The 12,595-nt window shown below is 63.6% G+C and carries 14 protein-coding genes and 2 pseudogenes; 9 read left to right on the top strand and 7 right to left on the bottom strand.

Annotated elements, in window-relative coordinates; genetic code table 11:
- Positions 1–241: pseudogene (locus AC1DZ8_RS05220) on the top strand (ISAs1 family transposase); the annotation flags it as partial.
- A 154-nt stretch (positions 242–395) separates the two neighbouring features.
- On the opposite strand, the gene AC1DZ8_RS05215 reads toward AC1DZ8_RS05220, so the two are convergent.
- A complete protein-coding gene (locus AC1DZ8_RS05215; protein ID WP_477305127.1) occupies positions 396–1,400 on the bottom strand; it encodes a cytochrome d ubiquinol oxidase subunit II in 1,005 nt (334 codons plus the stop codon).
- 10 nt (positions 1,401–1,410) lie between these two features.
- Positions 1,411–2,772: a cytochrome ubiquinol oxidase subunit I gene (locus AC1DZ8_RS05210; RefSeq protein ID WP_477400397.1), complete on the bottom strand. Its 1,362-nt coding sequence runs from the start codon at positions 2,770–2,772 to the stop codon at positions 1,411–1,413.
- A 256-nt stretch (positions 2,773–3,028) separates the two neighbouring features.
- On the opposite strand from AC1DZ8_RS05210, the gene AC1DZ8_RS05205 reads away from it, so the two are divergent.
- On the top strand, positions 3,029–3,970 hold the full coding sequence (locus AC1DZ8_RS05205) for an ABC transporter ATP-binding protein (protein ID WP_477305124.1): 942 nt from the start codon (positions 3,029–3,031) through the stop codon (positions 3,968–3,970).
- Positions 3,967–4,728, top strand: a complete 762-nt coding sequence (locus tag AC1DZ8_RS05200) for an ABC transporter permease (RefSeq protein ID WP_477305122.1) — start codon at positions 3,967–3,969, stop codon at positions 4,726–4,728. Before AC1DZ8_RS05205 ends, AC1DZ8_RS05200 begins: the two co-directional genes overlap by 4 nt.
- 21 nt (positions 4,729–4,749) lie before the next feature.
- Here the strand turns inward: AC1DZ8_RS05200 and AC1DZ8_RS05195 are convergent, their stop codons facing one another.
- The 4 genes from AC1DZ8_RS05195 to AC1DZ8_RS05180 form a co-directional block, all read right to left on the bottom strand.
- Complete coding sequence (locus tag AC1DZ8_RS05195) at positions 4,750–5,457, bottom strand: GIN domain-containing protein (RefSeq protein ID WP_477305120.1); 708 nt, start codon at positions 5,455–5,457, stop codon at positions 4,750–4,752.
- A 34-nt stretch (positions 5,458–5,491) separates the two neighbouring features.
- Positions 5,492–6,058, bottom strand: a complete 567-nt coding sequence (locus tag AC1DZ8_RS05190; RefSeq protein ID WP_477305118.1) for a DUF1700 domain-containing protein — start codon at positions 6,056–6,058, stop codon at positions 5,492–5,494.
- The gene (locus tag AC1DZ8_RS05185) at positions 6,055–6,381 is read right to left on the bottom strand and encodes a PadR family transcriptional regulator (RefSeq protein WP_477305116.1); all 327 of its coding nucleotides are present in this window, start codon (positions 6,379–6,381) and stop codon (positions 6,055–6,057) included. The genes AC1DZ8_RS05190 and AC1DZ8_RS05185 overlap by 4 nt, the downstream gene beginning before the upstream one ends.
- A 182-nt stretch (positions 6,382–6,563) precedes the next feature.
- Positions 6,564–7,595: a phosphatidylglycerol lysyltransferase domain-containing protein gene (locus tag AC1DZ8_RS05180; RefSeq protein WP_477305114.1), complete on the bottom strand. Its 1,032-nt coding sequence runs from the start codon at positions 7,593–7,595 to the stop codon at positions 6,564–6,566.
- Positions 7,596–7,714: 119 nt separating this feature from the next.
- Here AC1DZ8_RS05180 and AC1DZ8_RS05175 point away from each other — a divergent pair, with 119 nt between their 5' ends.
- From AC1DZ8_RS05175 to AC1DZ8_RS05165, 3 genes and pseudogenes are all read left to right on the top strand, one after another.
- Positions 7,715–8,917: a flavin-containing monooxygenase gene (locus tag AC1DZ8_RS05175; protein ID WP_477400394.1), complete on the top strand. Its 1,203-nt coding sequence runs from the start codon at positions 7,715–7,717 to the stop codon at positions 8,915–8,917.
- A 371-nt stretch (positions 8,918–9,288) separates the two neighbouring features.
- Complete coding sequence (locus AC1DZ8_RS05170; RefSeq protein ID WP_477305110.1) at positions 9,289–9,774, top strand: MarR family winged helix-turn-helix transcriptional regulator; 486 nt, start codon at positions 9,289–9,291, stop codon at positions 9,772–9,774.
- Positions 9,771–10,452: pseudogene (locus AC1DZ8_RS05165) on the top strand (GNAT family N-acetyltransferase). The gene AC1DZ8_RS05170 and the pseudogene AC1DZ8_RS05165 overlap by 4 nt, the downstream one beginning before the upstream one ends.
- A gap of 21 nt (positions 10,453–10,473) precedes the next feature.
- On the opposite strand, the gene AC1DZ8_RS05160 reads toward AC1DZ8_RS05165, so the two are convergent.
- A complete protein-coding gene (locus AC1DZ8_RS05160; RefSeq protein ID WP_477287120.1) occupies positions 10,474–10,698 on the bottom strand; it encodes a hypothetical protein in 225 nt (74 codons plus the stop codon).
- A 241-nt stretch (positions 10,699–10,939) separates the two neighbouring features.
- Between AC1DZ8_RS05160 and AC1DZ8_RS05155 the strand changes: the two genes are divergently transcribed.
- The 3 genes from AC1DZ8_RS05155 (at position 10,940) to AC1DZ8_RS05145 (ending at position 12,561) form a co-directional block, all read left to right on the top strand.
- Positions 10,940–11,281 carry a hypothetical protein gene (locus AC1DZ8_RS05155; protein ID WP_181059899.1) on the top strand — a complete coding sequence of 114 codons (342 nt, stop codon included), beginning with the start codon at positions 10,940–10,942 and terminating at the stop codon, positions 11,279–11,281.
- 4 nt (positions 11,282–11,285) lie between these two features.
- The gene (locus AC1DZ8_RS05150; RefSeq protein WP_477305108.1) at positions 11,286–12,002 is read left to right on the top strand and encodes a phosphatase PAP2 family protein; all 717 of its coding nucleotides are present in this window, start codon (positions 11,286–11,288) and stop codon (positions 12,000–12,002) included.
- Between the two features lie 289 nt (positions 12,003–12,291).
- Positions 12,292–12,561, top strand: a complete 270-nt coding sequence (locus AC1DZ8_RS05145) for a helix-turn-helix domain-containing protein (protein WP_477305106.1) — start codon at positions 12,292–12,294, stop codon at positions 12,559–12,561.
- Positions 12,562–12,595: the final 34 nt, after the last annotated feature.

Here is a 12,595-nt window from a genome sequence, read left to right as displayed (position 1 = left end):
CCTCACCAGAGCCCATTGGCAGATCGAGAACGGCCTGCATTGGATGCTCGATGTTCATCTGGATGAGGACCTCAGCCGCGCCCGCAAAGACAACGCCCCTGCCAACACCGCGCTCCTAAACCGTCTCGCCAGGAACATCCTCCAACTCGCCGATGCAGACAAAGTCCCCATCAGCCATCGCATCAAGAAATGCGCTTGGAATGACGACTATCTCATCAACGCTCTAAGCCATATGCGATAGCCCTGCCCTCGAGGGGGAGATGTCGCCGAAGGCGACAGAGGGGGTCGGTACGACCGGGATCGGCCTCCTGCGGCAGAAGAAGGTTAGCGCTCCACGCGAAGCGACCCCCTCTGGCCTGCCGGCCATCTCCCCCTCAAGGGGGGAGATTAGCCCCTCAATCATAAGTCAAATCCGTCGCCTTCCCGCCGAACACTCGATACGCGTAGAACGAATAGAAGATAATCACCGGCAGCACGACCACCGTGCCGGCGAGGATGATGGCGAGGCTTTCGGTTGCCGACGCCGCCTGCCAGATGGTCAGCCTGTCGGGCACCACGAAGGGGTAGAACGACCAGGCAAGCCCTGCAAAGCCGAGCGCGAAGATGGCGGCGAGCGTCAGGAACGGCCGGATCGCGTGGCGGTCGTCGGGCTTGGGCAGGTGAAAAGTCTGCCGCCACAGCCACAGGAACAGCAGCGCCGACAGGATCGGCAGCGGCGACAGATAGAGCATTTCGGGCCAGACGAACCATTTGGCGAAAATGCGCGGGCTGGCGAAGGGCGTGGCCAGCGACACCGCCGCCATGCCGAGCGCGGTCAGCACCAGCGCGGTGCGCAGCCAGGCCACCGCCTTCTTCTGCAACGCGCCTTCGGTCTTGTAGATCACCCAGGCGGCGCCCATCGCCGCATAGGCGGCCGACAGGCAGAGCGCCACCAGCGCGCCGAAGGCCATGCCGCCAAAAGCGACATCGAGGCCGAGCACATAGACGCCCAGCATATAGCCTTGCGCCAGCGAGGCGATGATGGAGCCGAGAAAGAAAATGCGATTCCAGCGGTGCTTCTTGCCGGACGGCACCTTGGCGCGGAAATCGAAGGCGACGCCGCGCAGGATGAGGCCGACCAGAAGCACGAATACCGGAATGTAGAGCGCGGTCAGGATGACGCCATGCGCCATCGGGAAGGCGACCAGAAGCAGGCCGACGGCCAGCACCAGCCATGTCTCGTTGGCGTCCCAGAACGGGCCGATGGCCGCGATCATCGTGTCCTGCTCGGTATCCTCGGCGACCGAGAACAGGATGCCGATGCCGAGATCGAAACCGTCGAGGATGACGTAGATCAGGATGGCCAGGCCCATCAGGCCGGCGAAGATGAGGGGGAGCGCGGTTGGCCAGTCGAAGCTCATTTTCCTCTCCCTACTCGCCGGCAGCCGGCTGCGACATCGCCGTCTTCATCACGCCCGGCAGCGGCGAGGTGTCGCCGTCCTTGGCCGCCTTCAGCGCCAGGTGCACCAGCACGCCGAGATAGGCGATCAGCAAAAGCACATAGAGGATGAGATAGATCGCCAGCGTCAGCGCGACATGGCTGCCCGCGACCGGGCCGACGGCATCCGCCGTCTTCAGCACGCCGGTGACCAGCCAGGGCTGGCGGCCGATCTCGGTCGTGTACCAGCCGGCGAGCGTCGCCAGCCAGCCCGACAGCGACATCGGCACCATCAGCATGGCCAGCGGCCTCGGCAGGCTGTGGCGGCGCTTGAGGAAGAAGGTCGCCGACCAGGAGACGAGAAGCATCAAGATGCCAGTGCCGACCATGATACGAAAGCCCCAGAACAACGGGAGGACCGGCGGATGGAGGCCGGGATAGTCGTTGAGCCCCGGCACGACGCCGCTGGTCGAGTGCCGCAGCATAACACTGGCGCCATCGGGAATGGCGACCTCGAACTTGTTTTCCTTCGTCGCCTCATCCGGCCAGGCAAACAGCACCAGCGGCACGTTGGGCCCGGTGTTCCAGTTGGCCTCCATGGCGGCGATCTTCTGCGGCTGGTGCTCCAGCGTGTTGAGCCCGTGCTGGTCGCCGGCAAAGATCTGGATCGGGATCAGGATCGCGGCGGTGAAGACGCCGGTGCGCAGCGCCTTCCACATCGATTCCGAGCGGTCGCCGCTGAGATAGCGCAGCGCCGACAGCCCGGCGATCAGGAACGAGACGGTGAGCCCCGAGGCGAGCAGCATGTGCGTCAGTCGATAAGGCATGGACGGGTTGAAGACGATCGCCCACCAGTCGACGGGATGCGCCTTGCCGTCGATCATCTCGAAGCCGGCCGGCGTCTGCATCCAGGAGTTCAGCGCGATGATCCAGAAGGCCGACAGCGTGGTGCCACCGGCAACAAGCACCGTCGCCAGCGTGTGGACACGGTTCGACACGCGGCGGAAGCCGAACAGCATGATGCCGAGGAAGGCCGCCTCGAGGAAGAAGGCGGTGAGGATCTCGTAGGCCAACAGCGGCCCGGCAATGTTGCCGACCGTCTCCATGTAACCTGGCCAGTTGGTGCCGAACTGGAAGCTCATGGTGACGCCCGAGACGACGCCCATGGCGAAGGACAGCGCGAACACCTTCACCCAGGTGAAATAGGCGCGCATCCAGGCGGAATCGCCGGTGGCGTTGTAGCGGAGCTTGAAGAACAGCAGCACCCAGCCAAGCGCAATGGTGATGGTCGGAAACAGGATGTGGAACGAAATGTTCGCCCCGAACTGCATTCGCGACAGGATGAGCGGGTCCATGGCGGGCTCCGGCTGCTGTTTCTTGGCGCAGGATAGGCTGCCGATGCGGTGCGGTCAAAGCGGCGTGGCGCCACGCGGGGCGCGTTGTCGCAGCAGATGAGGCCAATCCGTCAGCGGCCCCGGCTACCCCGGCGAAACGGCCAAAAGGGAACGTTTGTCCAGAATTGTCAGCAATGGCATTGACTTCCGGGTTCGCGAACCGACATTCAGCGCAATAATAATCCCCCGCCTCTTTCAAGCAGTCGTTTCCCGCCCCATGCCTTCCACCAATTCGCCATCGATCATTTCCATTTCCGGGGTCACAAAGACCTACGCCACCGGCTTCAAGGCGCTGAAGGAAATCGACCTCGACATAGAACGCGGCGAGATCTTCGCGCTGCTGGGGCCGAACGGCGCCGGCAAGACGACGCTGATCTCGATCGTCTGCGGCATCGTCAACCGTTCGTCCGGCACGGTGACTGTGGATGGCCATGACATCAACCGCGACTACCGCGCCGCGCGCAGCCTGATCGGGCTGGTGCCGCAGGAACTGACCATCGACGCTTTCGAGACCGTATGGACCACGGTCAATTACAGCCGCGGACTGTTCGGCAAGGCGCCGAACCCGGGCTTCGTAGAAAAAGTGCTGCGCGATCTCTCGCTGTGGGACAAGAAGGACGCCAAGGCGATCACGCTGTCGGGCGGCATGAAGCGGCGGCTGATGATTGCCAAGGCGCTGTCGCACGAACCGCGCGTGCTGTTCCTCGATGAGCCGACGGCCGGCGTCGATGTCGAGCTGCGCCAGGACATGTGGGCGATGGTGCGCCGGCTGCGCGACGACGGCGTCACCATCATTCTGACCACGCATTACATCGAAGAGGCCGAGGCGATGGCCGATCGCGTCGGCGTTATCAACAAGGGCGAGATCATCCTGGTCGAGGGCAAGGCCGAGCTGATGCACAAGCTCGGCCGCAAGCGGCTGGTGCTGGAGCTGCGCACGCCGCTCACCGCCATCCCTGATGCTTTCTCGCACTACAAGCTGGAGCTGTCGGGCGATGGCACACAGCTGACCTACACCTATGACAATCAGAGCGAACGCCCGGGCGTCGCCTCGCTGCTGCGCGAGCTCGAGGCGGCCGGCATTCAATTCCGCGACATGGACACGCAAAACAGTTCGCTCGAGGAGATCTTCGTCAATCTGTTGAGGCAAGAACCATGAATTGGCGCGCAGTCTGGGCGATCTATCGGGTCGAGATGGCGCGTGCGTTCCGCACCGTGCTGCAGAGCATCGTCTCGCCGGTGATCTCGACATCGCTGTATTTCGTCGTCTTCGGCTCGGCCATCGGCTCGCGCATCACCGAGATCGACGGCATCAGCTATGGCGCCTTCATCGTGCCCGGCCTGATCATGCTGTCGCTGTTGACGCAGTCGATCTCCAACGCCTCCTTCGCCATCTATTTCCCGAAATTCGTCGGCTCGATCTACGAATTGCTGTCGGCGCCGGTGTCCTATCTGGAGATCGTCATCGCCTATGTCGGCGGCGCGGCAACCAAGTCGATCATCCTTGGCCTGATCATCCTGGCCACGGCCTCGCTGTTCGTGCCGCTGCATATCCAGCATCCGTTCTGGATGCTCGCCTTCCTGGTGCTGACGGCGATGACCTTCAGCCTGTTCGGCTTCATCATCGGCATCTGGGCGAAAAGCTTCGAGCAGCTGCAGCTGGTGCCGCTGTTGATCATCACGCCGCTGACCTTCCTCGGCGGCAGCTTCTACTCGATCAACATGCTGCCCGACGCATGGCGGACCGTGACGCTGTTCAATCCCGTCGTCTATCTGATCAGCGGTTTCCGCTGGAGCTTCTATGGCAAGTCGGACGTCTCGGTCGCCGTCAGCCTCGGCATGACGTTGGTGTTCCTTGCCATCTGCATCGCCATTGTCGGCTGGATCTTCCGGACCGGCTACCGGCTGCGCAACTGAACGGTAGCCGGCAAATCTCAGCTACGGCACATTCGTGATGCTGCCGCTGCCTCTGACCTGCGAACGCTTCATCGTCGGGTGGCCGTAGAGATCGACGTCGCCGCTGCCGGAAATCGAGACGTCCGCGTCCGCCTGCGCGGTGACCTCGGCGTCGCCGCTGCCGCGGATCTCGATCTGCGCGGACTGTGCGATCAGGTTTCTCAGCCGCCCGTCGCCCGAGCCCGAAATCTCGAGGTCCACCGTCTGGGCGGTTCCGCTGGCGGTGACGCTGCCGCTGCCACTGATGTTGAGCCGCAGCTTCGGCTGGTTGATCTCCTCCAGCGCGAGGTCGCCGCTGCCGACCACTTTCCAATCCGTGATCGCCGGTCCCGACACGGCGACATCGAGCCGCGACGGGAACCAGCCCGGCTCGCAGTCGAGGCTGAGCTGGCTGCCTTCCAGCCGCAGATGGTCGATCAGAACCGCTTCGCCGCTGATGACAGCCTGCGCTTTGCCGCCCGGCCGATAGCGAACCGAACCCGGCAAAGCGAGGGTGAAACTGTCATTGGCGTCGAAGGGCAGGGTGACCTCTTTTTTCGTCCGGGTTAGCGCGCCGCAGGTGGATTGTCCGCCGATCCACGAGCCGCCGGCGTTGATCCAGTCCGGCCCGGCAAGGCCGATGCCCACTGCCAGGAAGACGGCGGCGCCCGCCAGTCCAACTGTCGCTGCGAATGCCAGTTTTCCACTCATGATCTGGTTTCCTTCAACGTAGTGACAGATGTGCTCAGGCGCGGTTGCGGTCCGATTGCGTCAGGCGCGAATGCATCCGGGCATAGCGCCCGAGAACCCGCAGGCCGGCGCCCTGGCCCAAGAGCAGCAAGGCGCCGCCGCCGATGAAGAAGCTCACCAGTCCGGCGCCGATAAAGACGCGGCCGAGCGTCACTGTCAGCGCGCCGCCGGCGTCGAACAGCAGCGTGGTGACGATGATCTTGATCCCCAGCGCACCGACAGCGACAAGCGTGATGCCAAGGCCGATGCCAAGGATGACAGCGGTCAAAAGCAGCGGTAGCAGGAAGACGAGGTCGACGAAGGCAAGGCCGGCCAGCGCCAGCGTCGCTGAGAACATGTTGGAAACGCTGCCATGGGATTCGAAACGGCGCAGCCCGGCTTCGGCCTGCAGCTCGCGGGCGAGCCTCGCCGGGTCGCCCAACGCAGCCGCGACCTCCGCTTCGCTGCGGCCCGACGCGTCGGCGAAATGGGCGGCGTAGTCGCCGACAATGTCGTCGATTTCCTGCGGCGGCAGGCCGGCAAGCCCGGATCTCAGTCTCTGCAAGAAATCATCCCTGGTCATGGCAAATCCTTGAGGAGTTGGTCGACAGCGGCCGAGAGCGAGCGCCAGTCGCGGCGGTGGACGTCGAAGGCCCTCTCGCCCAGCGGTGTGAGCCGGTAATACTTGCGCGGCGGTCCGCTGCTCGACTCGACAATGCGGGTGGCGACAAGGCCGTCATTCTGCATGCGCCGCATCAGCGGATAGATCGTGCCTTCGCCCATATTGACCGCGGCGACCAGCGTGCTGGCGATCTCGTAGCCGTAGCTCTCGCCGCGCGACAGCACGGCCAGCACGCACAGCTCAAGCGCGCCTTTTCGCAATTGCACCTGGATTGAGTCGGTCATGTCAGTTTCCGGTTTTCCGGATAGCCCAGCTTCCGGTTCCTATCACATAGATATAACAAGCTACCTGTTAATGCAAGGTAGCTTGTTAACGACGATAGCACGCACGCTCCATGCGGCCATTGGTGGTGGTTTGATCAACGGCTTTTGCGGAGTTTCTACGGGCAGCGCTACGGCTGCGTGTACTAGATCGCCTTGATCAGGCGCAGCAGGCCCAGCATCTCGAACAGCGTCCCCTTGCGGAAGGCGATGTAGGTCGGCTCCTCGATACCGTGGAAGCGGCGCTTGAACGCCGCCTGGCCCTTGAGGTTGAACTTGCTGCGGTTGACCCAGGGCGATTCATAGGCGAGCTCGAAAGCGTTGCGCCAGAAGCTCGATTCGGCAAATTCATTGGTTCCGACGTCGAGCATCGGCGACAGGCCAAGCGTGACGACCGAAATACCCTCGCTGCGAAAGCGGTCGACGGCGAATTTGGTCAGGCCGATCTCGGCGTGTGGGGAGGCATCGATGTGCTTGCGCTTGAACGAGGTGGTGTAGCCGATCACCTTGCCGTCCCTGAACAGCGGATCGAAATCGAGCAAGGCGACGAGTTCGCCTTCCGGGCTGTAGAGCACGAAACGGCGCATATCGATGCCGAGATGATCGGCAAAGGGGCGGTTGAGGAAGGCCATCTCCCAGCGCTTGACGATGCGGTCGGCCCGCCAGTTCTGCGACAGCCGCTGGACCTCGTCGAGATAGACCGCTCCTTCGCCAAAGGAAAACCCCTTCTTCAACAGCCAGCGTTCGGAATAGCGCACGGTTTCGTTGCGCTTGCCGGAAAAGTCATGCGCTGGAAGCTCCAGCCGTGTGTCGATACCGAGGCGGTTGACCTGGTAGCCGAGCCCGGACAGCACGCGCGCCGTCGGCTCGCCGATCTGCACGAACCATGGGCTGTCGGCGGCTTCGACGAAGCGTCTTATGTAGTCGGGCCGGTCGGGCGGATGGGCCACCGGGTCGCCGAGCGCGAAATGGTGCTTCATCTTGGTGCCGAAGGCGATATAGCCGTCGACGTCGCCGAAATAGGACAGTTTTTGCTGCACGGCGGTCGAATAGGCCAACGAGAAGTCGCCGTGCTGGCGGACCAGCGCCAGCCGCTCGACATGCGTCAAATCCAGGCGCGGCACCTTGGCTGCGGCGCCCTCCAGCAGTCTGTCGAGAAAGATACGCAAGGAGGGCATGGTCGAGCTTCCGCGTGCCGATGATAAACAGAGGCCTGCCCCCCAGGCCTCGAATCAGTCGCATTGACGCGACCTCATTATCGATCATATGGCCGCTGTGCCATATAGGACGGGTCCCCATGGCGCAGCTAAAAGGGAATCTCGACCGAATGGCGGCAACGACACGCGAAACGATGCCTATCGCCCCGGGGCCGAAAGGACCCGACGAGACGGTGATCGTCATCGGCGCCGGAGCGGCCGGCTTGGCCGCTGCCGACGCGCTTGGCCGGCGCGGCATGACGGCCGTCGTGCTGGACAAGGAACAGCGGATCGCCGAGCCGTGGCGGCGGCGGCACAAGAAGCTGACCCTCAATACGCATCGCGCCCTTTCGGCCCTGCCCGGCCTTGCCTTTCCGCCACGCACCGCCGCCTTTCCGAGCAAGGATGTCATCGTCGGCTATCTCGAGGATTTTGCCCGCACCCGCGGCATAAGGGTCGAATTCGGCACCGCCGTCGAGCGGATCGAGCGCAGCGGCAGCCACTGGCTCGTCCATACCGGCCAAGGCGTGCTGAGCGCACGTCACGTCATCGTTGCCACAGGTCGTGATCGCTTGCCGTGGACTCCGGACTGGCCGGGCAAGGCGACTTTCGCCGGCAAGCTCGTCCACGCCGCCGATTTCGGCACCGCGGAGGACTATGCCGGCAAAAAAGTGCTGGTGGTCGGCGCCGGAAATTCCGGCTTCGACGTGCTCAACCATCTTGCTCGCGCCGACACGGAAGCCGTGTGGCTGTCGGCAAGGCAGGGTCCGTCGCTGATGCCGAAGCGGATCGGCAAGGTCGCCGTCGCGCGCTTCGGCGGCTTCATGGCGATGCTGCCGACGCGGATTGCCGACGCCGTGATCGCGGCAACGCAGCGCCTGGTGTTCGGCGACCTCACGCGCTTCGGCCTGCCGCCGGCGCCGAAAGGTGGCGCCAGCCGGCTCGGCGTAGAGCAGATCGCTATTGCCGTCGACGACGGCGCCGTTGCCGCGCTGAAGGCCGGACGGACTTCGGTGGTAGCGCCTGTTGCCGCTTTCGAAGGCGCCAGCGTGCGGCTGAACGACGGCACGTTGATCTCGCCGGATGTGGTGATCGCAGCGACCGGCTATCGCACTGGCTTGGAGACCATGCTGGGCGATCTCGGTGTGCTCGACGCCAAGGGCGTGCCGAAGGCCAATGGCGGCACGCCGAGCGGCCAGCCCGGCCTATGGTTCATCGGCATGCGCCCGAGCCTGACCAGCTATTTTCATAGCGCGGGTATGCAGGCTGAGGCGATTGCCCGGCAGATGGCACGGGAGTTGTAGCCGAGCGCTGGACAGAGAAACACAGCGCACTCTCGAGATTGCTGCTGCATCCGCACGACGGGATCGCATACCTCGGCGATTAGCCGAAGCGCCCCGTCCCTTCGTCATCCACGGGCGGAGCAAGGAGCGTAGCGACGCGGCGCAGACCCGAGGATCCATGCCGCGACATCAACGCGTTGCTACGGTGCAGAATTCTGCTCCGCGAACGCTCCACGGCGAAGGTCACGGAATGGATCCTCGGGTCTTCGCGACGCCGCTGCTTCGCCCGTGGATGACGAAGCTGAGAGGACTGGGGCCAACCTCCAAAGCAGGCTCTTGAAGTTGTTCGTTGCCTGGTTATATAACATGTAATGAAGCGAGCAGACTCACCCATGGAAGACATCATTCGATCTCTTGGCTACCTCACGCTCGGCAGCAGGCTGAAGCGCATCGGCGAGCAGTTGCAGGCCGACACGCAGCGCATGCTCGATGGTCTGGAAGTGCCGGTCCAGTCGAGCCAGTATCCTCTTCTGGCCGCGCTCGATCGGCTGGGGCCGCTGCCGGTCGGCGAGCTGGCGCAGTCGCTCGGCATCACCCAGCCGGGCGTGACGCGCAGCGTGGCGCTGCTGGCCGAGCTTGGGCTGGTCGAGGTCATTCAGTCGGACGGTGACCAGCGGCGGCGAATGGTCTCGCTGACCAAAAATGGTCAGCGTCTGGTCGACAGAGCGAAGCGGAATGTCTGGCCGCGCATCGAGAATGCCGTCGCCGATTTGTGCAAAGGGCTGACAGGGCCGCTTCTCGAACAACTCTCCGCCATTGAGGACGGCCTGGCGGCAGCTCCGCTCGATCGTCGTGTAAAACAGGGCGTCGCGCCATGAGCCATGTCCTCGACCGTCCTGTCTGGAGCGCGCTCGACACGCGGCATCGCATCTTTGCCTATGGCGACAAGCTCGCCAGACGTTATCCCTCCTCGATCGTCCCCTTCGCGGCTTCAGGCGCAGATGACGCTGAGAGCCTGCAGGCGCTCGGAAGACTCGTTCCCGCAGGTGAAAGCGTGTTCATGCTTCAGGCGGACGCCATTGTCTTGCCGCCGGAACTGACCGCGACCACGACCGCCTTTGGTGTTCAGATGGTTGCCGAGGCGCCCTTGCCGGACGTCTCCGACGAGCGCGTGCAGCAACTGACGCTGGACGATGCAGCCGAGATGCTCGCTCTGGCGTCGCTGACCAAGCCGGGCCCGTTCACGCTCAAGGCGCTTAGCCTCGGCGATTTCTGGGGCGTGAAGGATCAATGGCAGGCTGGCGGCGATGGCCGGCGAGCGCATGAAGCAGCCCGGCTACAGCGAACTCAGCGGCGTCTGTTCGCATCCGGACTTTCGCGGCCTCGGCCTCGGCAGACTGCTGTCGCTGTTCGTATCGAACCGGATTATGGCGCGCGGCGAGGTGCCCTACCTGCACGCCTATGCCAACAATGCCAACGCGATTGGATTGTACGAGTCCATCGGTTTTAAGCTGAGGTCAGCGATGAATGTGGCCGTCGTGCAGCGCGCCGGCTAGGCAAGAGCCGTACTTATGGCTTCACGCCGATTTCGGCTCCAACCGGCGGAAACCGACGGTTTCCATAAGCATGTCCTCCTCGACCATACCGGCATTGTGGAGCGCGAGCACGTTCAGCGCGATCTCCCGCGCCTCGGCCGAATCGGGATGCACGTCGCGCCTGCGGCAGGCCTCGTCGAACACACGTTGCAGCTTGGCGATGTCATTGGGCCTGAGCAGGCCACGGTCATAAACAGACTTCGGCATGGCAGCCTCCTCTACAAGACCTAGGGCGCCGAGAATAAATGTCCAATCTTTCCCGAGGCTTGAGTGGAGCAGACGCCCGGATTTGAGTAAATCCGGCCCGAACGTTGCAATCGCACCGCGATCTTGCTGCCACCGACCCGGCTACGTCTCGCCACCGGTCAGGCCTGTTCCACCGCAGTTCGCTTGACGTCTCGGCACGCTTGCGAAACAAGGGCTGCCACAAACGGCAGCGAGGCACAAAGTGAGTTTCTGGGGACTGGCGCAGCTCGTCATTTCGACGGTGATCTTCCTGCTGGCGGCAACCGCGGCCAAGCAATGGGGGTTGGCGCCGAGCCTCGGCAAGATCGTGGTGACGCTGGCGCTCTATACGCTGGGCAATCTGATCATGCTGCGGCTGGTCCGCGAGTTCGGCATGTCGGTGTCGTTCAGCCTGTCGGCGGTGATCCAGCTGGTGTCGGTCAATGTCGTGGCGCTGGTGTTCTTCGGCGAACGCGTCAATGCCTTGCAGGCGACCGGCATCGTCCTTGCCATCGCTGCGGTGGCGCTGATCACACTCGGGCCCTATCTGCAGGGGCGGCTATAGTCCGATGAAGACCGCCGTCCGCACCCTCGCCAACTGGATCGAATTTCCGGTGCTGCTCGCCGGGCTGATCATCGCCGGCGGGCTTTGGGGGTTCGAAGAGCTGATGGAGGTGGCGCGCGCCACCACCCCGCACGCCTTCGACACCGAGATCCTGCTCGCCTTCCGCCAAACTGGCCATCCCGACGTTCCGCTCGGCCCGCTGTGGCTGCAAGGCGCGATGCGCGACATCACCAGCCTTGGTAGCTCCTCGGTGCTGGTGCTGATCGTAGCGGCGGTGATCGTCTATCTCCTGCTGATCCGCAAGGCAGGAACGGCGCTGTTCATCCTGGTGGCCGTGGCCGGCGGCCAGGCGCTGTCGACCTTGCTGAAAGCCGAGATCGACCGACCGCGCCCTGACCTTGTCTCGCACCTCGTCACAGAGACGTCGCTGTCGTTTCCAAGCGGCCATGCCATGGTCTCGGCGGTGACCTATTTGACTCTCGGCTCGCTGGCAGCGCGCTTCCTGCCGGGACGTACGACGAAGATCTTCGTGCTCTGCCTCGCGGTTCTGACGACACTGCTGGTCGGCGTCAGCCGCGTCTATCTCGGCGTCCACTGGCCTTCCGACGTGCTCGCCGGCTGGTGCGCCGGCTTCGCCTGGGCGATGCTGTGCTGGCTGGCAGCGCGGCTGCTGCAGCGGCGGCATGCGGTGGCGAATAGTGACAGCGAGTCTGAAAACTGACAGTCCGGAGCGACCATCAAATCAGCCGGTTGATCAGCCCGTGTCCGCAGCCCGCCAGCAGAAAAACCGCCGACAGCAAGGCTGCCGATGTCATCAAGGTCTTGAAAATCTTCAACCGATATCTCCCCTCCAATGAGAACCAAGGCGGGGAGCGTAGCATGCTTTTCCGGTTTCCCGCCCATCCGACTCCACAGGCATATCATGTCTCATATATGCTTTATGATGGTTGAAACATCACCATGATTGTATTATACGTCGTTTCCGCAGACTCAGACGGGGGTTCAGGCCGATGATCACTGCCGCGCAGATGCGCGCCGCGAGGGCGCTGGCCGGCATCGATCAGAGGACGCTCGCGGAGCGCGCCGGGGTTTCGCTTCCTACCATTCAGCGCATGGAAGCGAGCGACGGCGTGGTCAGGGGCGTGGTCGACACGCTGATGAAGGTCATCCAGGCACTCGATGAGGCCGGGGTGGAATTGATCGGCGAGAACCAGACCAGCGAGCGCGGCGGCCGAGGCGTGCGCCTCAAGCCCGTCGCGTCGCCGAACCCGCAAGGTTGAGCCGGCACACAGTCGCGACGGCGACCGCCGACAG

The organism is Mesorhizobium sp. P2_F7 (assembly GCF_056403695.1).
This window is presented reverse-complemented; position numbering and strand designations above follow the sequence as displayed.

What these genes read in the sequence shown, in the direction of transcription:
- AC1DZ8_RS05215 (WP_477305127.1), bottom strand. Translation starts at nt 1,400, where the DNA reads ATGAGCTTCGACTGGCCAACCGCGCTCCCCCTCATCTTCGCCGGCCTG.
- AC1DZ8_RS05210 (WP_477400397.1), bottom strand. Translation starts at nt 2,772, where the DNA reads ATGGACCCGCTCATCCTGTCGCGAATGCAGTTCGGGGCGAACATTTCG.
- AC1DZ8_RS05205 (WP_477305124.1), top strand. Translation starts at nt 3,029, where the DNA reads ATGCCTTCCACCAATTCGCCATCGATCATTTCCATTTCCGGGGTCACA.
- AC1DZ8_RS05200 (WP_477305122.1), top strand. Translation starts at nt 3,967, where the DNA reads ATGAATTGGCGCGCAGTCTGGGCGATCTATCGGGTCGAGATGGCGCGT.
- AC1DZ8_RS05195 (WP_477305120.1), bottom strand. Translation starts at nt 5,457, where the DNA reads ATGAGTGGAAAACTGGCATTCGCAGCGACAGTTGGACTGGCGGGCGCC.
- AC1DZ8_RS05190 (WP_477305118.1), bottom strand. Translation starts at nt 6,058, where the DNA reads ATGACCAGGGATGATTTCTTGCAGAGACTGAGATCCGGGCTTGCCGGC.
- AC1DZ8_RS05185 (WP_477305116.1), bottom strand. Translation starts at nt 6,381, where the DNA reads ATGACCGACTCAATCCAGGTGCAATTGCGAAAAGGCGCGCTTGAGCTG.
- AC1DZ8_RS05180 (WP_477305114.1), bottom strand. Translation starts at nt 7,595, where the DNA reads ATGCCCTCCTTGCGTATCTTTCTCGACAGACTGCTGGAGGGCGCCGCA.
- AC1DZ8_RS05175 (WP_477400394.1), top strand. Translation starts at nt 7,715, where the DNA reads ATGGCGCAGCTAAAAGGGAATCTCGACCGAATGGCGGCAACGACACGC.
- AC1DZ8_RS05170 (WP_477305110.1), top strand. Translation starts at nt 9,289, where the DNA reads ATGGAAGACATCATTCGATCTCTTGGCTACCTCACGCTCGGCAGCAGG.
- AC1DZ8_RS05160 (WP_477287120.1), bottom strand. Translation starts at nt 10,698, where the DNA reads ATGCCGAAGTCTGTTTATGACCGTGGCCTGCTCAGGCCCAATGACATC.
- AC1DZ8_RS05150 (WP_477305108.1), top strand. Translation starts at nt 11,286, where the DNA reads ATGAAGACCGCCGTCCGCACCCTCGCCAACTGGATCGAATTTCCGGTG.
- AC1DZ8_RS05145 (WP_477305106.1), top strand. Translation starts at nt 12,292, where the DNA reads ATGATCACTGCCGCGCAGATGCGCGCCGCGAGGGCGCTGGCCGGCATC.